This is a genomic window from Streptomyces sp. SP17BM10, from assembly GCF_036322405.1.
GTDB lineage: Bacteria > Actinomycetota > Actinomycetes > Streptomycetales > Streptomycetaceae > Kitasatospora.
Map to the genome: position 1 here is coordinate 12,335 of NZ_JAQYXB010000529.1, position 18,162 is coordinate 30,496.

Genomic DNA, 18,162 nt, shown 5'->3' on the forward strand with positions numbered 1-18,162 from the left:
GACGGAACGTCGGTGGCGGAGCATCCCGTCGGTCGCCCGCCGGTGGTCCCGCCGTCGCCCACAACGCCCGTTCCCGATCGGCGGGCACGGCCGCAGCCGCTCCATCCGGCATCCGTCGGATCACCGCGTTCATCCCGCCCCGCACCCGGACCGACGACCAACGCAGCCGACGGTCACGTGACCGCCCGGCCGGGTCCTGGAGGTTCGGTTATCCGAACCCCGGATCCGGGGGCCAGCACGATCGTTTTCGGCGCTCCGCCTGCCCAGGATGGAGGCATGGCTGAGATGACGATGGAACCGGGGACGGAGGTCCTCGCCGCACGGGCCGAGGGGCTGTACCGGGAGTACGGGCGCGGCGCGGGTGCCGTGCGGGCGTTGCGCGGGGTGTCGGTGGGCTTCGCGCCCGGGACGTTCACGGCGGTGATGGGGCCGTCCGGGTCCGGGAAGACCACCTTGCTGCACTGTCTGGCGGGCATGGACCGGCCCTCCCGGGGGTCGGTGTGGTGGGGCGGGACGGAGGTGTCGCGGTTGCCGGAGCGGCGGTTGGCGCAGGTGCGGCGCAGCCGGGTGGGGTTCGTGTTCCAGGCGTTCAACCTGATGCCGGCGATGACGGTCGCGCAGAACGTCGAGCTGCCGGGTCGGCTGGGTGGTGAACGGCCGGACCGGGGGCGGGTGTCGGAGGCGATAGCGCGGGTCGGGCTGGCCGGGCGGGAGCGGCACCGGCCGGGGCAGTTGTCGGGTGGGCAGCAGCAGCGGGTGGCGATCGCGCGGGCGCTCGTGAGCCGGCCGGAGGTGCTGTTCGCGGACGAGCCGACGGGGGCGCTGGACCGGGCGACGGGGCACGAGGTCCTGGCGCTGCTCCGGGCGGGGGTGGACGAGGACGGGCAGACGTGCGTGATGGTGACGCACGACCCGGTCGCGGCCGGGTACGCGGACCGGGTGGTGCTGCTGGCCGACGGCGTCGTGGTCGACGAGCTGGAGCGGCCCACGGCCGCCCTCGTCGGCGAGCGGCTGAGCCGGTTGGGCGGGTGAGGGCCGTGACCTCGATCGCGCTCGGGCAGATGCGCCGGCGGCCGGCCGCGTTCGTCGGGCTGGCGGTCGCGCTGCTGCTGGCCATCGCCGCCGTGACGCTGTTCGGTTCGCTGATCGCCGCGCAGGCCGCCGCTCCGGCGGCCGCCCGGCGGGGCGTCGCCGGGCCGGGGGTGATGGTGATCGCCGGTGCGTTCGGTGAGATCGCCGTGCTCGTGTCGTTCTTCGTGGTCGTGAACGCCCTCGGCTTCGCGCTCCGGCAGCAGCACCGCGAGCTCGCCCTGCTTCGGACGATAGCGGCCACGCCCCGGCAGGCGCGGCGGCTGGTGCGCGGCCAGGTGCTCGCGACGACGTTGCTGGTGGCGGTGCCGGCCTGGGCCCTGGGGGCGGTCGCGGCCCGCTGGTTCCTGGCCGCGTTGCAGCGGCGCGGGATGGCGGCGCCGGGCGTGCGGATACCGGGCACTCCCGCGCCGATTCTGGTCGCGCTCGCCGCTGCGCTGGTCGTGGGCCTGGTGGCGTCGGCGGTGGCCGCGCGTCGGATCTCCCGGATCACGCCGGCGGCCGCGCTCACCGCGAGCTCGACCGAGCAGGGGAAGACGGGCCTGCCGCGGCTGCTGGCCGGGCTCGGCGCGCTGGCGGGCGGCGGACTCCTGCTGCGGCTGGCCGCGACCAGGTCCCCGGGGGACCTGGACAAGGCCGCTCAGGCGGCGCTGTTCGGGTCGCTGGTGCTGCTCGTCGCGACGGCGCTGGTGGGGCCGCTCGTGGCGCGCGGGCTGGTGGCCGCCCTGGGGGCGCCGATACGGGTGCTCGTCCCCGGTGCGGGGTGGCTCGCCGATGCCAACCTGCGCGGGTACGCGCGGCGGCTGTCGTCCGCCGTGGTCCCGGTGGCGCTGCTGGTCGGGCTGTCGGGCACCATGTCGATCATGACTAGCACCGTCGGCCACTCCGCGCGGGCGGGCGCGGGCAGCGTCACCTCCTCGACGGACGTCTGGCTGCGCCAGGCCGAGTTGGGCCTGTTGATCTGCTTCGCGACCGTCTCCACCGTCAACACCCTGGTCGCCGTGACCGCCGAGCGGCGCCGTGAGTTCGCCCTGCTGCGGCTGGTCGGCGCGACGCGCGGGCTGCTGATGCGCATGCTGGGCGTGGAGGCGGTGCTGACGGCCGCGCTGGGCGTGCTGCTGGGCGCGGCGGTCGCGGGGGCGGCGTCGGCGGCGTTCAGCCGGGCGGTGACGGGGTCGGCGGTGCCGTCCGTCCCGGCGGGCGCGTGCGGGTGGATCGTGGCGGGCGCGGTGGCGCTGACCGTTCCCGGGATCCTGGTCACGGGCCTGCGGGCGGTCGCGGGCCCGGCGACGGAACTGGCGGGCGGCGGGCGTGACTGAGACGGCGTCGAGGCAGCGGCGGGCGTGCTTCTCCCTGCACACGGGCGAGTGGGCGTTCGCCGCCCTCGGGCTGCCGCTCGCGCTGCTCGGTGGTGTGTACGCGGTCGCCGTCCTCTACGTGGGGGCACTGCTGTCGCTCACGGTGCTCGGTCTGCCCTTCGTCGTCGTCGCGCTGCTCGGCGCGCGCGGGATCGGCACCCTGCACCGGTGGCTGGTCGCCCGGCTGCTCGGTGTCCGCGTCGAGCAGCCGACCCCGCTGCCGGGGAACACGGGCGTGTTCGCGCGCGGCCGGGCCGTCCTGACCGACCCGGTCGCCTGGCGCACGCTGCTCTACCTCGTCCTGCGGCTGCCGGTCGGCGTGCTCGGGTTCGCCGCCGCCGTGGGGCTCCCCCTCGCGTGCGGCTGGCTCATCGGCTTCCCGCTCTGGGCCCGCCTCCTGGACGGGCCACGGCCGGCCGACTGGCTGGACACCGCCCCGCTGGTCGGCCTGGCCCTCGCCGCCACCGTGCCCGCCTCCGTCCGGGCGACGGGCGAAGCGAACCGGTGGCTCGCCCGCCTGCTGCTCGGCCCGGCCCGCGCCCAGCAGCGCGTCCGGGAACTGGAGAGCGCGCGGGCCGCGCTGCTCGCGGAGAACACCGACCAGCTCCGCCGCCTGGAGCGCGACCTGCACGACGGCACCCAGGCCCGGCTGGTCGCCCTCGCGATCACGCTCTCCCTGGCGGCCGACGCGGTCGGCGACACCCGCACCGCGGCGGCGCCGGACGCCGAACGACTGCGCACCCTCGTCGACCGCGCCCGGGGCCAGACCGACGACACCATCGCCGAACTGCGCCGCCTCACCCGGGGCATCCACCCGGTCGCCCTGGACGGCGGCCTCGGCGAGGCGCTGCCGGGTCTCACAGCCACCTCGCCCGTGCCGGTCGCCGTCGCCCTCGACCTGCGGGAGCGCCCGGACCCGGCCGTCGAGCGGGCCGTCTACTTCTGCGCCGCCGAGCTGCTCACGAACGTCGCCAAGCACAGCGGCGCACAGGCCGCCGAGCTCACCGCGCACGCCGCCGACGGACGGATCCGCCTCACCGTCCGTGACGACGGCCGGGGCGGCGCGGCGCTCGGCACAGGCGCGGCGCCCGGCTCCGGCCCGGGAGGCGGCACCGGCCTGGCCGGGCTGGCCGAGCGGCTCGCGGCGGTGGACGGCGTCCTGCGCATCGACAGCCCGCCCGGCGGGCCGACGGCCGTCACCGCGGAGCTGCCGATGCACCTCTGAACGTCCGTCTGAGGCAGCGAGTCGGCGGCTGCCACAGGCTTGCGGGTCCACCCGGGCCCAGGGGACCGTGTGAGGCGACACTGCCGGAGCCGTCAGCTGGAGGACGCTCGTGACCGATCCTGCGCCCGTGTCGCTGCCCGACCCGCCCTACTACGCCGTGGTGTTCACCGCCGTCCCGCTCACCGGGCCGGACGCCGGCACCGATGCCGACGGCGACGGCGACGGCGACGGAACCGGATACCGCGAGACGGACGAGCGGCTGATGAAGCTGGCTGCCGACCATCCCGGGTTCCTCGGCGTCGACTCCGCCCGCCGTGCCGACGGCCTGGTGATCACGGTGTCGTACTGGAAGGACGAGGCCTCGATCGCCGCGTGGCGCAACCACGCGGAGCACGCCCTGGCCCGGGCGCACGGGCGCGATCACTGGTACGCCTCGTACTCGCTGCACGTGGCCAAGGTGGAACGCGCGCACGCGTTCACCCGCTCGACGACCCCGTAGGGGCCCACGGCGGAAGTCGGTGGGACGCCCGGGCCGGAGCCGCCGGCAAGGCGGTCAGCTCCGGCTCTCTGCCAGGTACGTGAGCACCGCCTTCACCCGCCGGTTGTCGGCGTCCGTCGCGTGCAGGCCGAACTTGGTGAACACCGCGGCGACGTGCTTCTCCACCGCGCGCTCCGACACCGTCAGCAGCCCGGCGACGGACCGGTTCGAGTGGCCCTGCGCCATGAGCTCCAGCACCTCGCGCTCACGCGGCGTCAGGGTGTCCACCCGGCTGCGCCGGCCGCCGTGCAGGAGTTGGGTGACGACCTCCGGGTCGAGCGCCGTGCCCCCCTCGGCGACCCGGTGCAGCGCGTCCACGAACTCCGAGGTGCGGGCCACGCGTTCCTTCAGGAGGTAGCCGACGCCGGCCGAACCGTCCGCGAGCAGTCGGGTGGCCCAGGCGGCCTCGACGTGCTGGGAGAAGACCAGGATGCCGACCCCGGGCGTGGTCGCGCGGATCTCGACGGCGGCCCGGATGCCCTCGTCCGTGTGGGTGGGCGGCATCCGGACGTCGACGACGGCCACGTCCGGCCGGTGCTCGGCGACGGCGGCGAGCAGCCCGGGTGCCGTCCCGGTGGTGGCGACGACGTCGCAGCCCCGGGCGACGAGCAGTTCGACCATGCCGTCGCGCAGGACGACGGAGTCCTCGGCCAGGACCACGCGAAGGTGCTTGTTGATCACCCCGCCATTATCCGGCCCGCGCACGGTCGGGTTCGCGTCCCCCGTTCGGCGCAAGTGACCATCGGCCCCTGGGCAGGCACCCGGCGGGGGTGTTCGGATGGACCACGGGCACCGGTGGCCGGTGCCCGCCCGGAGCGACGAGCGAGGTGGCCGGCAGATGTACTACGCGAGCGGCAACTACGAGGCCTTCGCCCGACCGCGCAAGCCCGCGGGGGTCGACGACAAGACGGCGTGGTTCGTCGGAGCGGGGCTCGCGTCGATGGCGGGCGCGGCGTTCCTGATCCGCGACGGCCGGATGCCGGGCCACCGCATCACCGTGCTGGAACGCCTGCGGCTGCCGGGCGGGGCGCTGGACGGGATCAAGGAGCCGAAGAAGGGTTTCGTGATCCGCGGTGGGCGCGAGATGGAGAACCACTTCGAGTGCCTGTGGGACCTCTACCGCTCGATCCCCTCGATCGAGGTCGAGGACGCGAGCGTGCTCGACGAGTTCTACTGGCTCGACAAGGACGATCCGAACGTCTCGCTCCGGCGTGCCACCGTCGACCGCGGGCAGGACGCCCGCACCGACGGCCTGTTCACGCTCACCGACCGCGCGCAGAAGGACCTCGTCCGGGTGTTCCTCGCCACGCGCGAGGACATGGCGGACAAGCGCATCGACGAGGTGTTCTCCGCCGAGTTCCTCGCGAGCAACTTCTGGCTGTACTGGCGCACGATGTTCGCGTTCGAGGAGTGGCACAGCGCGCTGGAGATGAAGCTGTACCTCCACCGCTTCATCCACCACATCGGTGGCCTGCCCGACTTCTCCGCCCTCAAGTTCACCAAGTACAACCAGTACGAGTCGCTGGTGCTGCCCCTCTACCGGTGGCTGCTCGACCAGGGCGTGGCGTTCCGCTTCGACACCGAGGTCACCGACGTCGACTTCACGCTCGACGGCGGCCGCAAGCAGGCCACCCGCGTCCACTGGACGTCCGGAGGCGCCCCGGGCGGCGTCGACCTCGGGCCGGACGACCTCCTCTTCATGACGATCGGCTCACTGGTCGAGAACTCCGACGAGGGCGACCACCACACCGCCGCGAAGCTGAACACCGGCCCCGCGCCGGCCTGGGACCTGTGGCGCCGGATCGCCGCCAAGGACCCGGCGTTCGGTCACCCGGACGTCTTCGGCGGGCACATCCCGCAGACCAAGTGGGAGTCGGCGACGGTCACGACGCTCGACGAGCGCATCCCGGAGTACATCCGCAAGATCTGCGGCCGCGACCCGTTCAGCGGCCGGGTCGTCACCGGCGGCATCGTCACCGTGAAGGATTCCAACTGGCTGCTGAGCTGGACGGTCAACCGCCAGCCGCACTTCAAGCAGCAGCCGAAGGACCAGATCGTGGTGTGGGTGTACTCGCTGTTCGTCGACCGGCCCGGTGACTTCGTCGCGAAGCCGATGCAGGAGTGCACGGGCGAGGAGATCACGCAGGAGTGGCTCTACCACCTCGGCGTCCCGGAGCACGAGATCCCCGAACTCGCCGCGAACGCCGCCAGGTGCGTGCCCGTGATGATGCCCTACGTCACGTCCTTCTTCATGCCGCGCAAGGCCGGCGACCGCCCGGACGTCGTGCCCGAGGGGTCGGTCAACTTCGCGTTCATCGGGCAGTTCGCGGAGACCACGCGCGACTGCATCTTCACCACCGAGTACTCGGTGCGCACCGGCATGGAGGCGGCCTACCGGCTCCTGGGCGTCGAGCGGGCCGTGCCGGAGGTGTTCGGCTCGACGTACGACGTCCGCGCGCTGCTCGCCGCCATGAGCCGGCTGCGGGACGGCGAAGCTCTGCACCTGCCGGGTCCGGAGGCGCTGCGGCGCCGGCTGCTGAAGCGCATCGATGCCACCGAGATCGGGCAACTGCTCGCGGAGTCAGGCCTGTTGCAGGAGGGCTGAGCAGCCGCCGTGCCCGCCCGGAGGTGTCCGGGCGGGCACGCGCGCGTTCGGACGGGTCACTGCCGGCTCGTCCCGCCCCTTCTACCCGCCGCCGGAGACGCCGGACTACCGGAGCGCGAACAAGCTCGACCCGCACCGCGTGCAGGTGCTCGCGTGCCTGGACGAGCCGGACCCTCCACACCTCGCCCGAATTCGCCGACTACCAGCAGGTGTTGAAGAAGTACGTCGAGCAGTAGCGGGAAAGGTCGAGGCCCCCGGGGACGGTGCTCCCGAGGGCCTCGTGCTCAAGCGCGGCCGGACGTCAGCCGACCATGGCGGCCAGGACGGTGCGCCAGTCCTCGCCCGGTTCGGGGCGCAGGACGCCGGCGAGGGTCTCGGCGCCGTAGCGCCAGGGGCGTTGGAGCTCCTGGTCGGCGTCGGGCCCCGGCGTGACGGTGCTCGCGGACCCCAGCAGGCTGACGAGCTCGGTCGTGAACTCCGTCCAGGAGACGTGCCCCGTCACGGCGTTGAGGATCCGACCGGCCGCAGGCGGCTGGTCGACCGCGCACGCGCTCAGCGCCCGGGCGAGGGCGGCCGAGTGCACCCAGCAGGCGCCGGCCCACTGCGGCCCGGCGGGCAGGGTGATGGGTTCGCCCGCCAGGGCGGACTGGTAGAGCGCGCCGGTGGAGCCCCAGCGGAGCTGGTCGCGCAGCCGCTGGTGCGGGCCCCAGACGATCGGGGAGCGCACGATGCTCGCCGGACCCCGCCCGGATTCGAGGAGGATCCGTTCGCAGTCGAGCTTGGCCTGCCCGTACGGGGTGAGGCCGGGGCCGGGCTCGGCGCCCTCGGGAACGTCGGTGCCGGCGGGCCGGCCGTAGGCGTCGATGCTGCTGACGAAGACGAAGGGTCCGCCGCGCCAGCCGTCGACGAGGGCGCGCATCGCGGCGACGTCGGTCGCGTGGTCGGTGAAGGTGCACGCGGCGTGGATGACGGCGTCGGTGCCCTCGACGGCCCGGCGGAGGCTGTCGAGGTCGGCGAGATCGCCCTCGGCCACCTCGACGCCGTTGAGGGCCGGGAGGTGGGCCGACTCGGGCCGGACCAGCGCCCGCACCGGGCGGCCCTGGGCCATCAGTTCCTGGAGCACGGCCGCGCCGACCCCGCCGGTGGCGCCGGTGACCAGGACCGTGCCGGCGCGGGCCCGCGTGACGGGCGCACCGGTGCGGGCGAGGGCGGCGCGGCGCTCGTCGCCACGGGTGGCGAGGAGCCCGGCGAGGGCGCGCGGGGTGCGCTGCTCCAGGATGTCGAGGCCGGTGAGCGGCAGGCCCGTGCGGGTGCGCAGGCGCTCGGCGAGCTGGACGGCGACGAGCGAGTGGCCACCGAGGGCGAAGAAGTCGCCGTCGGCGGGCGGGACGGTGCCGAGCAGTTCACCGAAGGCCTCCCGGACGGCGGCCAGCGGACCGGGCTCGTCGGCGGCAGCGGCCGCCGGACGGGCCGCACCGGGCAGGCTCGCGTGGTCCGCGGCCCCGTCCGGCAGGCGGGGCAACCGATCCAACAGGACGATCGCGGAGGGCAGTTCGTCCACTGGTACGACCCGGCGCAGCAGCGACTTGAGCTCGGCGCCGCTGGGCGCGACCGGCCCGCGCACGACGGCGTAACCGAGCAGCGGCCCGTCCGCCGACCGGGCGAGCGTCGCCTCGACGACCCGCGGATCGGACAACAGCGCGGCGAGCGCCGGGTGTTCGGCCGCTGTGAGGCGCGTGCCGGGAAGCTCGTCGACGCGGCGCTCCCCGTCCGCGGCGACGGCGGCGAGCAGGTCGGCGAACGCGGTCAGCAGGCGCCCGGCCGTCTCCTCGTCGAGCGCGTCGCGGTCGTGCTGGACCAGGCAGCGCGGCTGCGGGCCGTCCTCGACGAGCAGGGCGAGGCCGAACTTGGCCAGCCCGAGGTCGAGTTCGACGCTCTCGGCGGCGAGGCCGGGCAGCGCGAGCGGCTCGACGGGATGGACGACGTCGCAGCTGACGGAGAGCAGCGGGATGCCGTCCGCGCCGCGCGCCGAGGCACCGAGGCGTTCGAGGACCAGGTCGAACGGCACCTCGTGGTGCGCCTGTGCGTCGAGCAGTGCTGCCCGCACCTGCCCGATGACCTCGCCGAACGCCGCGTCGCCCGCGATCTCCGCCCGCAGCGCCAGGGTGTTGACGCTCAGGCCGACGGTGTGGCGCAGGTCCGCGCGGTGGCCGCTGGCGCAGCCGAGGACGAGGTCGCTCTCGCCGGAGGCGTTGCGCAGCGTGGCGAAGGCCGCCGCCAGGACGACGCCGAACAGGGTGGCGCCGTGCCGGGCGCCGAGGCGGCGCAGCGCGTCGACGGTGCCGGGGGCGAGCGGCGCGCCGTGCAGGGCGGCGCGGCGCTCGCGGGCGCCGGGCGGGACGGGCCGCAGGAGCGGCAGGGGGCGGGCGCCGGCCAGGTGCGCGGCGCGGGTGTCCGCGGCGGCGGTGAGTTCCGCGTCACGGGCGCGTTCACGCCGGGCGTGGTCGGTGTAGGCCGTTCCGGGTGGCGGGAGTCGGGCGGGCCGCCGGTCGCGCGCGGCCTCGTAGAGGGCGGCGAGTTCGGCCCCGACGATCGGCAGGGAGCCGCCGTCGACGGCGATGTGGTGGATGGTGAGGAGGAAGGTGTGGTCCTCGGACGCGTGCCGGAGCAGCAGGGCGCGCAGGACCGGCCCGGTGGCGAGGTCGAACGGCTTTGCGGCCTCGGCGGCGAGCAGCCCGGGGGCGTCCGCCTCGGTGGCGTCGACGACCGGGAGCGGCACCGGGTCGGCCGGGACGGCTTCCTGGTAGGGCACGTCGTCGCGGCTGCCGTAGCGCGTGCGCAGGACGGCGTGCCGTTCGGTGAGCGCGGTGAGGGCCGTGGCGAGCGCGGCGGGGTCGAGTGGGCCGCGCAGGCGGGTGGCGAGGGGGACGTTGTAGAGGGCGCCGCCCTGGCCGAGGTGGTCCATCAGCCACATCCGCTGCTGGGCGTGCGAGAGCGGCGCGGGGCCGGAGGACTCCACGGCCGGGACGGGCTCGGCGGCGGGACGGGTGCGGCGGCGGGCGCGCCGCAGCAGGTCGGCCTGGTCGACGGCGTTCATCGGTCGGCTCCCTGCACTTCGGCATCGGCGTCGGCGACCGCTTCGGCCGCGGCTACGGCTTCCGCATCGCGCAGGGCCCGTTCGAGGAGTTCGGCCTGGCCGGCGACGGTGGGGTCGGCCAGGAAGGCGGCGAGCGAGAGCTCGACGCCGATGTCCCCGCTGAGGTCGTCGACGACCCACATGGCGAGCAGCGAGTGACCGCCCTCGGCGAGGAAGTCGGCGGTCGGCGAGGTCACCCGGCGGCCGAGGGCGCGCTCCCAGGCCTCGGCGACGACCTGCTGGATCGGCGTCAGCTCGACGGCCTCCCCCGTGGTGGGCGCCGGCGCGGCCGGAGCGGTGTCCTCGGCGAGCGCCCGGCGGTCGACCTTGCCGGTGCCGGTGAGCGGGAGGGCGTCCAGGACGGCCCACGCGGTGGGCACCAGGTGGGACGGCAGCCGTTCGCCGAGGCGGACGCGCAGGGTCTCGGCCTGCGGGCGGGTGCCCTCGGCGGGCACGACGCACGCCGTCAGCGCAGCGTCCGGCAGGCCGGCCCTCCGCACGACCACGGCCACCTCCGCGACCTCGGGGAACTGCAGCAGCGCGTGCTCGACCTCCTCCGGCTCGATCCGGAAGCCGCGCACCTTGACCTGGTGGTCGACGCGCCCGTGGAACTCCAGGACGCCGTCCGGCCGCTGCGCCGCGAGGTCGCCGCTGCGGTAGGCGCGCCCGACGCCGGGCAGCTCGCGGAAGCGCTCGGCGGTGAGCTCGGGCCGGTCGAGGTAGCCGTCGGCGACGCGGGCGCCGGCGATCCACAGCTCACCGACGGTGCCGGCCGGGGCGGGGGCGAGGTCCTCGTCGAGGACGAGCACGCGGGCGCCGCCGATGGCGCGGCCGATGGGCACCGGACCGGCGCAGTCGGCCGGGTCGACCCGGTGCACGGTGGTGAAGGTGGTGCCCTCGGTGGGTCCGTAGCCGTTGACGAGCTCCAGCCACGGGAAGGCGCGCAGCACGGCCGCGCAGTGGTCGGGCGAGAGCGCCTCGCCGCCGACGACGAGGGTGCGCACGACGCCGAAGATCCGGGACTGGCGGGCGGCGAGGTGGTGGAAGAGCGCGGTGGTGAGGACGAGCACGGTGACGCCGAACCGCTCGACGTCGGCGGCGAGTTCCTCGGCGGTGGGCCGGTCGGCGGGCGAGACGGCCACGGCGGCGCCGTTCGCGAGCGGCGCCCACAGCTCGAAGGTGGAGGCGTCGAAGGTGACGGCCGAGTGGAACAGCACGCGGTCGCGGGGCCCGACCCGGATCCCGTCCGGGGCGGTGACGAGGTCGGCGATGCCGCCGTGCGGGACGCGGACGCCCTTGGGACGGCCGGTGGAGCCGGAGGTGAAGAGCACGAGGGCGGTCGTGGCCGGGCCCGTGGTGGGCAGGGGCCGCACGGCGGGCTCCTCGTCGGTGCCGCGCTCGCCGAGGACGAGGGTGTGCTCCTCGGGCAGGCCGGCCTCGGCAAGGAGGGCCTTGTCACCGAGGGTGAGGCCGACGCCGGCGTCCGCGATCATGTCGGCGATGCGTGGGCGCGGGTAGGCGGGGTCGAGCGGGACGACGTGGCCGCCGGCCTGCCAGACGGCGAGCTGGGCGACGACGAGGCGGGTGGAGCGGGCGCAGAGCAGGCCGACGGCGCGGCCGGGGCCGATCCCGCGGGCGGCCAGCACGGTGGCCAGCCTCCGGGCGGCGTCGGCGAGTTCGCGGTAGGTCAGGACGGTGGTGCCGTCGGTCACGGCGAGCGCGTGCGGGCGCTCTGCGGCGTGCCGGGCGACGAGGGCCGGGACGGTGTCCGCAGCGGGCATGGCGGGGGTTCCCTTCCGGGCGCCCCGGCGGCTGGCCGGGGCGCCCTGGGTCAAGGCTTCGGGGGCGCGGTCAGGCCGTGACGCCGGCTGCGGTGCGCCGTTCGTCCACGAGCCGGGCGACGGCGCGCAGGTCGGGCTGGCGCAGCAGTACGGCGGCGCGCAGCCGCACGCCGTACTCGTCCTCCAGCGCGGCCAGCAGGCGGGCCGCGGCGAGGGAGTTGCCGCCGGCGTCCAGGAAGTTGTCGTGCGGTCCGAGGTCGGCGCGGCCGAGGAGGTCGCGGGAGAGCCGCAGGACGGTGCGTTCGGTGTCGGTGGCGCCTTCCTCGGCGCTTCTCACGGTCTCGGCGGTCTCGGCGGTCTCGGCGGCGAGCAGCGCGGCGCGGTCGACCTTGCCGTTGGCGTCGAGTGGGAAGGCGTCGACGAGTCGGACGACCGAGGGTACGGCCTGTTCGGGCAGCCACGGGCGGACGGCCTCGATCAGGGCGGCGGCGTCCGGGAGTTCGGCGGCGGCCTGGACGAAGGCGAGCAGCCGGTAGCCGCCGGCCGCGGCCGGTGCGGCGGCGACGACGGCGCGGCGCACCCGCTCGTCGCGTTCGAACGCGGCCTCGACCTCGGCGGGCTCGATCCGCACGCCGCTGACCTTGACCTGGTCGTCGAGGCGGCCGAGGAACTCCAGCACGCCGTCGGCGCGCATCACGACGCGGTCGCCGGTGCGGTAGACCCGGTCGCTGCCCTCGACGGCCTCGGGCGCGCCGACGAAGCGGCGGGCGGTGAGCTCGGGATCGAGGTAGCCGGCGGCCAGGCCGCGGCCACCGATGCGCAGCTCCCCGGCCTCACCGCGCGGCACCGGCCGCCCGTCCCCGTCGGTGACGAGCACGACGGCGCCGGGGATCGGTCGGCCGATCGGCGGCGCGTCCGTGCCGTGGTCCCCGCCGGGGGCCATGGTGTGGACGGTGGTGGTGACGGTCGCCTCGGCCGGGCCGTAGGCGTTGTGGACGGTGGCGGTGACGTCCGGTCCGGGGGCGCGGCGCAGCCGGTCGCCGCCGATGGTGAGGTGCCGCAGGGCGAGCCCGGCGGGCCAGGGCCGGTCGAGGACGGGCTCGGCGAGCGGGGTGGGCAGCACGGCGACGGTGATCCCGGCCTCGCGCCACCAGTCGGTGAGCGCGCCGGCGTCCCACCGGACGGCGTCGGGGGCGACGCTGAGGGCGGCGCCGGAGGTGAGGGTGACCCACAGTTCCAGGAGGTGCGGGTCGAAGGCCACGCCGATGAGCAGGCTGTGCCGCTCGCCGGGGCCGAGGCCGGTGAGGTCCCGGTACCAGTGCAGGAGCGCGCCGAGGGCGGGTCCGCCGACCGCGACGGCCTTGGGGGTGCCGGTGGAGCCGGAGGTGAGGACGGCGTAGTGGGTGCCCTTGGGGATCTCCACCGCGCCGCCCCCGGAGCCGTCGGCGAAGGCGGCGATGACGGTGGCGGCCGCGTTGGCGCCCTCCGTCGGCAGGGCGAGCTTGAGCTGCTCCCCCGCCTGGTGGCCGGTCGGCAGGAGGGCCGGGTCGCCGATCAGGCAGGCGGGCCGCAGCTGTTCGGCGACGGCCTGGAGGCGGCGCTCGCCGGGGCGTGGGCCGAGCGGCAGGTGGACGGCCCCGAGCTTGGCGGTCGCGAGGGTGACGGCCACCAGCGCGGCCGAGTGGTCGAGGCAGACGCCGACGAGGTCGCCCGGGCGCACCCGCTCGCGCAGCGCGTCGGCCACGGTGTCGGCGAGGCGGTCGAGCTCGGCGTAGCTCCAGGCGTGCTCGCCGTCGATCAGGGCGGGCGCGTCCGGCGTGCGGTGCGCCCAGGTGGTGAACAGGTCGAGGACCGCGCCGTCCTGGTGCGGACGGCCGTACTCGATGCTGAGGTGTTCCATCATCGTCTCCTGATGAGAGGTCACGGCCGTCAGTTCAGGCCCATGGAGCGGGCGATGATGACCTTCTGCACCTCGGAGGTGCCCTCGATGATCGTCATCATCCGCACGTAGCGGTAGAGGAACTCCAGCGGGTGGCCGCGCACCCAGCCGGTGGCGCCGTGCACCTGGAGCGAGCGGTCGACGGCGCGAACCGCGGTCTCGGAGGCGGTGAGCTTGGCGAGGGCCGCGTTCTCGGGCGCCTCGGTGCCGTCGTCGACGAGCCGGGCGCACGCGAGGGTGAGCAGCTTGGAGGCCTCCACCTCGGCGCGGGTGGTGACGAGGTGCTCCTGGACGTGCTGGTAGTCGCCGATCGGCCGGCCGAAGGCCTCCCGCTCGCGGGCGTACTCGACGCCGGCGCGCAGCGCGTACTCGGCGACGCCGTTGCACATGGCGGCGACGACGAGCCGACCGCGCGAGAGGCTGTCGATGGCGAGCGCGGTGGCCGCGCCGATGCCCTCCTCGCCGCCGATGACGGCCTCGGGGCCGACGGTGACGCCGTCCAGCAGGAGCTCGAACAGCGGCTCGCCGGACATGCCCTCGTAGCGCTGGCCGATCCGCAGGCCGGGCTGGTCCATCGGCAGCACGAAGGCGGTGGCGCCCACGGTGCTGCCGTCGCCGAGGTCGGTGGCGGCGACGACGAGGACGATGCCGGCCCGGTCGGCGTTGCTCACGAACGTCTTGCGGCCGTTGAGCACCCAGGTGTCGCCGGTGCGGACGGCGGTGGTGGTGAGCCGGAACGCGTCGGAGCCGGCGTGCGGCTCGGTGAGGGCGAGGCAGCGGGTCTGCTCGCCGCGTACCAGCGGCACGAGGTGACGCTCGATCTGCTCGGGCGTGCCGTTGCGCAGCAGCGGGCTCGGGCCGTCGGAGCCGGCGAGGGCGTACGGCGCGAGGGAGCAGCCGCTGCGGCCGGCGGCGTGGTGGAGCAGGACGACGGCGGTGAACGGCATGCCGGAGCCGCCGAGTTCCTCGGGGTAGTCGCCCGCGTAGAAGCCGAGCGCGGCGGAGCGCTTGCGCACGTAGGCGCGCAGGTCGGCCGGGGGCTGGTCGGCGGTCTCGGGCAACTCGGCGGCGAGCGGCACGAGTTCGCGGCGGATGAAGCTCTCGAACGCGTCGACGAGCTCCTTGTGGCCGTCCTCCAGGACGGACGAGGGGGTCGACGTCATGCTCCCACCTCGCTGCGCTCGGCAGGGGCGTTCCCCAACGGGGGGCTGCCAATGGTCCGTTCGCTTCGCTCGTTCACTTGGCGTCTCCGGTCAGCGCGCGGGCCTGGTCGGCCAGGACGGGGTGGCGGAACAGGGTGCGCAGTGGGGGCCGGGTGCCGAGGTGCGGCTCCAGCCAGGCGGCGACCTGGGCGGCGAGCAGCGAGTGGCCGCCGACCTCGAAGAAGTGCGACTCGGCGGTGAACCGGTCGTGACCGAGCACCTCGCGCCAGGCGGCGGCGACGAGTTCCTGGCCGGGGCCGTCGAAGGCGGCGCCGGTGGCGGCGGGGGCCTCCTCGGGGGCGGCGGCCTCGGCGGCGAGCCGGGTGAGGGCGGCGCGGTCGGGCTTGCCGCCGGGCAGGGTCGGCATCGCGGGCAGGGCGGTCCAGGTGGCCGGGACGAGGCCGCCGGGCAGGCGCTGCGCGAGGGCCGCGTGCAGGGCGCTCTGGTCGGGGCGCTCGGCGCCCTCCAGGAAGCCGACCAGGCGCGGGCCGGCCTCGGGGTCGGTGTGCAGGACCACCGCGCAGGAGCGGCCGCCGAGTTCGGCGGAGGCGGCGGCCTCGATCTCCTCCAGCTCGATGCGGTAGCCGCGCAGCTTGACCTGGTTGTCGGTGCGGCCGAGGAAGCGCAGCCGGCCGGTCAGGTCGCGGTAGCCGCGGTCTCCGGTGCGGTAGACCCGGCCGAGGCCGGGCAGGTCGCGGAAGCGCTCGGCGGTGGGCTCGGGCAGGTTGAGGTAGCCCTCGGCCAGCATCGCCCCGCCGACGGCGAGCTCGCCGACGCAGCCGGGCGCCAGCGGGCGCAGCGCGGCGTCCAGGACGTGCATCCGCACGCCGGGCAGTTCGGTGCCGAGCGGCACCTCGCCGTCGCCGTCGAGGTCGGCGGAGCCGACCTGGTGGACGGTGGAGGTGACGGTGGCCTCGGTGACGCCGTAGGCGTTGAGGACCGTGGTGGCCTCGGTGAGGCCGGCGAGGGCGCGGGCGGGCAGCCGCTCGCCGCCGAGGACGAGCAGGCGGGGCGTCCAGCGGCCGTCGCGCAGCGCCTCGTGGAGGTCCTCGCGGACGGCGAGGAGGTAGCTGGTGGGCAGGTTGGCGACGGTGACGCCGCGGGCGGCGAGGACGGCCACCAGTTCGGGGCCGGTGGGCACCTCGCGCTGCGGCACGACGAGGGCGGCGCCGGCGGCGAGCGCGGGCAGCACCTCCTCCAGGGCCACGTCGAAGGACGGGCGGGCGAAGAGGAGCACCCGGTCGGCGGAGGTCAGTTCGTAGCGGGCGGCGATCGCGCCGACGTAGCCGGCGAGCGCGGCGCGGCCGACCAGGACGGGCTTGGGCACGCCGGTGGAGCCGGAGGTGTGGATGACGTACGCGATGCCGTCGAGCACGGCGGCGGGCTCGGCCTTGGGGAAGCCCGGTCCGTCCAGGAGGGCGGGGGTGACGCCCTCGGCGGGCAGGGCGAGCGCGCTCTGGCGGGTGGCCAGGACCAGTGCCGGGGCGAGTCGCTCCAGCAGCAGGCCGAGGCGGGCGGCCGGGTCCTCCGAGGACAGCGGCGCGTAGACGGCGCCGTGGCGCAGGCAGGCGAGGAGGGCGACGACGCTGTCGACGCCGCGCGGCAGGACGGCGGCGACCGGCTGGCCGGGCTCGACCCCGGCGGCGCGCAGGCGCTCGGCGAGTTCGGTGACGCGGCGATCGAGCTCGCCGTAGGTGATCCGCTCGGTGCCGGCGATGAGGGCGGGGGAGGTGGGGTCGTGGGCGGCGGCCGGGTCGAGGGTCGCGGGCTCGGCGGCGGTCCCGGTGGTCTCCGGCGCGGGCGCGGCCAGGGCCGCCAGGGGCTCCTCCGGCCGGTCGAGGTAGGCGCGCAGGAGGTCCAGGAGGCGCTCGGACAGCAGCACGGCCTCGGACTCGTCGAACAGGTCGGCGTCGTAGTCCCACACCAGCGTCATGCCGGCGGCGCCGTGCTTCTCGCCGACCGTGCGGCGGTCGTCCGGCATCAGCACGACGTCGAGGTCGAAGCGGGTGGTGCCGGTGTTGAAGCCCTCGTGGAGCAGGACCTCCAGACCGGGCACGCGGACGTCCGGGAGGAAGGCGTCGTGGGCGCTGAACATCACGTTGAACAGCGGGTTGTCCGCGCCGGTGGTGTGCAGGCCGAGGCTGCGGGTCAGCTCCTGGACGGGCAGGTCCTGGTACGGCAGGGCGCGCAGCAGGACGTCCGTCACCTCGTCGATGGCGTCGGTGCCCGAGGTCTCCGCGTCCAGCCGCAGGCGCAGCGGGACGGTGTTGACGAACATGCCGAGGGTGCCCTCGAAGCCGACCGGGCGGTTGCCGACGGCGGTGCCGACGACGATCTCGTCGTGGCCGCTGTGGCGGCGCAGCAACTCGGTGAACAGGGTGAGCAGCGTGCTGAACGGGGTGTGCCCGTCGGACTTGCTGCGCTCGCGCAGCCGCTCGGCGAGGTCGGCGCCGACGGCCTGGCGCAGCTGGCCGCCGCGGTGGCGGCGGACGGCGCCGGGGCGGGCGAGGCCGGGGAGGGTGACCTCGCGCGGGGCGTCGGCCAGTTCGCGCAGCCAGAAGGCGAGGGCGTCGTCGCTCGGGCCGCCGGCGGCGCGGACGTGCTCCTCGTAGGAGGGGGCCTGCGCCAGCTCGTAGGGCTCGTTCAGGACGTGGGCGCGGTAGACGGTGAACAGGTCGCGCAGCAGGATCGCGAAGGAGTGGCCGTCGTGGATCAGGTGGTGCTCGACGTGGATGAGCCGGTGGTGGTCGTCGGCGACGCGGACCAGGTGCCAGCGCAGCAGCGGGGCCCGGGTGGTGTCCAGCGGCTCGGCGGCCTCGGCGGCGAGCAGCGTGCGGAAGGCGGCCTCGGGGTCGGCCTCGGCCGAGAAGTCGCTGGTGCGCAGACGGGGCTCACAGTCCTCGGCGACCCGCTGGCCGGGGAGGCCCTCCGGGCGGGCGACCAGTTCCAGGCGAAGGCCTGGGTGGTGGGCGACGACGGCGGCGAGGCCGGCGCGCAGGGCGTCCTGGTCGACGCTCCCCCAGAGGTCGAGGACGGCGGTGAAGTTGTAAGCGCGACTGCCGGGCAGCATCTGCTCGTGCAGCCAGACGATCTCCTGCGAGGAGGAGAGTGCGAACATGGGCGGCTACTCCCTTGTGGTGGCGGGCGTGTTCGTCCTGCGGGTGGCGGGGCGGGCGAAGTGTGGGGGCCCGTCCCGGCCTCGGCCGGGCGCGCCGGGGTGGTGGCGCGAACGGCACTGCTGCGTGGGGGAGTTCGTGGTTCCTTGCGGAACTCGCGCCGCACCGGCTCG

General features: G+C 75.6%; 11 protein-coding genes. 5 read left to right on the plus strand and 6 right to left on the minus strand.

Features of this window, described 5'->3' with window-relative positions; genetic code table 11:
- Positions 1–276 precede the first annotated feature (276 nt).
- The 4 genes from PUR71_RS11080 to PUR71_RS11095 all read left to right on the plus strand — a co-directional run bounded on the left by PUR71_RS11080 (position 277) and on the right by PUR71_RS11095 (position 4,171).
- Positions 277–1,032, plus strand: a complete 756-nt coding sequence (locus PUR71_RS11080; protein ID WP_443077420.1) for an ABC transporter ATP-binding protein — start codon at positions 277–279, stop codon at positions 1,030–1,032.
- Between the two features lie 5 nt (positions 1,033–1,037).
- On the plus strand, positions 1,038–2,408 hold the full coding sequence (locus PUR71_RS11085) for an FtsX-like permease family protein (protein ID WP_329926575.1): 1,371 nt from the start codon (positions 1,038–1,040) through the stop codon (positions 2,406–2,408).
- Complete coding sequence (locus PUR71_RS11090) at positions 2,401–3,672, plus strand: sensor histidine kinase (protein WP_329926577.1); 1,272 nt, start codon at positions 2,401–2,403, stop codon at positions 3,670–3,672. Before PUR71_RS11085 ends, PUR71_RS11090 begins: the two co-directional genes overlap by 8 nt.
- A 109-nt stretch (positions 3,673–3,781) precedes the next feature.
- The gene (locus PUR71_RS11095) at positions 3,782–4,171 is read left to right on the plus strand and encodes an antibiotic biosynthesis monooxygenase family protein (RefSeq protein WP_329926579.1); all 390 of its coding nucleotides are present in this window, start codon (positions 3,782–3,784) and stop codon (positions 4,169–4,171) included.
- 54 nt (positions 4,172–4,225) lie between these two features.
- On the opposite strand, the gene PUR71_RS11100 is transcribed toward PUR71_RS11095, so the two are convergent.
- Complete coding sequence (locus tag PUR71_RS11100) at positions 4,226–4,891, minus strand: response regulator transcription factor (RefSeq protein WP_329926581.1); 666 nt, start codon at positions 4,889–4,891, stop codon at positions 4,226–4,228.
- Between the two features lie 157 nt (positions 4,892–5,048).
- On the opposite strand from PUR71_RS11100, the gene PUR71_RS11105 reads away from it, so the two are divergent.
- Positions 5,049–6,815 carry an oleate hydratase gene (locus PUR71_RS11105; protein ID WP_329926582.1) on the plus strand — a complete coding sequence of 589 codons (1,767 nt, stop codon included), beginning with the start codon at positions 5,049–5,051 and terminating at the stop codon, positions 6,813–6,815.
- A gap of 301 nt (positions 6,816–7,116) precedes the next feature.
- Here the strand turns inward: PUR71_RS11105 and PUR71_RS11110 are convergent, their stop codons facing one another.
- The 5 genes from PUR71_RS11110 to PUR71_RS11130 all read right to left on the minus strand — a co-directional run bounded on the left by PUR71_RS11110 (position 7,117) and on the right by PUR71_RS11130 (position 17,991).
- Entirely contained in the window at positions 7,117–9,912 is a 2,796-nt protein-coding gene (locus PUR71_RS11110; protein ID WP_329926584.1) for a condensation domain-containing protein, read from the minus strand.
- The gene (locus tag PUR71_RS11115; RefSeq protein WP_329926586.1) at positions 9,909–11,732 is read right to left on the minus strand and encodes a non-ribosomal peptide synthetase; all 1,824 of its coding nucleotides are present in this window, start codon (positions 11,730–11,732) and stop codon (positions 9,909–9,911) included. The genes PUR71_RS11110 and PUR71_RS11115 overlap by 4 nt, the downstream gene beginning before the upstream one ends.
- Before the next feature lie 70 nt (positions 11,733–11,802).
- Positions 11,803–13,656, minus strand: coding sequence for a non-ribosomal peptide synthetase (locus PUR71_RS11120; RefSeq protein ID WP_329926588.1), 1,854 nt, complete (start codon positions 13,654–13,656; stop codon positions 11,803–11,805).
- Positions 13,657–13,661: 5 nt separating this feature from the next.
- The gene (locus PUR71_RS11125; RefSeq protein ID WP_329926590.1) at positions 13,662–14,834 is read right to left on the minus strand and encodes an acyl-CoA dehydrogenase family protein; all 1,173 of its coding nucleotides are present in this window, start codon (positions 14,832–14,834) and stop codon (positions 13,662–13,664) included.
- A gap of 73 nt (positions 14,835–14,907) precedes the next feature.
- Entirely contained in the window at positions 14,908–17,991 is a 3,084-nt protein-coding gene (locus PUR71_RS11130; RefSeq protein WP_329926592.1) for a non-ribosomal peptide synthetase, read from the minus strand.
- Between the last annotated feature and the right edge of the window lie 171 nt (positions 17,992–18,162).

Excerpts from the sequence above, each read along its gene's own strand:
- PUR71_RS11080 (WP_443077420.1), top strand. The coding sequence starts at position 277 with ATGGCTGAGATGACGATGGAACCGGGGACGGAGGTCCTCGCCGCACGG.
- PUR71_RS11105 (WP_329926582.1), top strand. The coding sequence starts at position 5,049 with ATGTACTACGCGAGCGGCAACTACGAGGCCTTCGCCCGACCGCGCAAG.
- PUR71_RS11110 (WP_329926584.1), bottom strand. The coding sequence starts at position 9,912 with ATGAACGCCGTCGACCAGGCCGACCTGCTGCGGCGCGCCCGCCGCCGC.
- PUR71_RS11115 (WP_329926586.1), bottom strand. The coding sequence starts at position 11,732 with ATGCCCGCTGCGGACACCGTCCCGGCCCTCGTCGCCCGGCACGCCGCA.
- PUR71_RS11125 (WP_329926590.1), bottom strand. The coding sequence starts at position 14,834 with ATGACGTCGACCCCCTCGTCCGTCCTGGAGGACGGCCACAAGGAGCTC.
- PUR71_RS11130 (WP_329926592.1), bottom strand. The coding sequence starts at position 17,991 with ATGTTCGCACTCTCCTCCTCGCAGGAGATCGTCTGGCTGCACGAGCAG.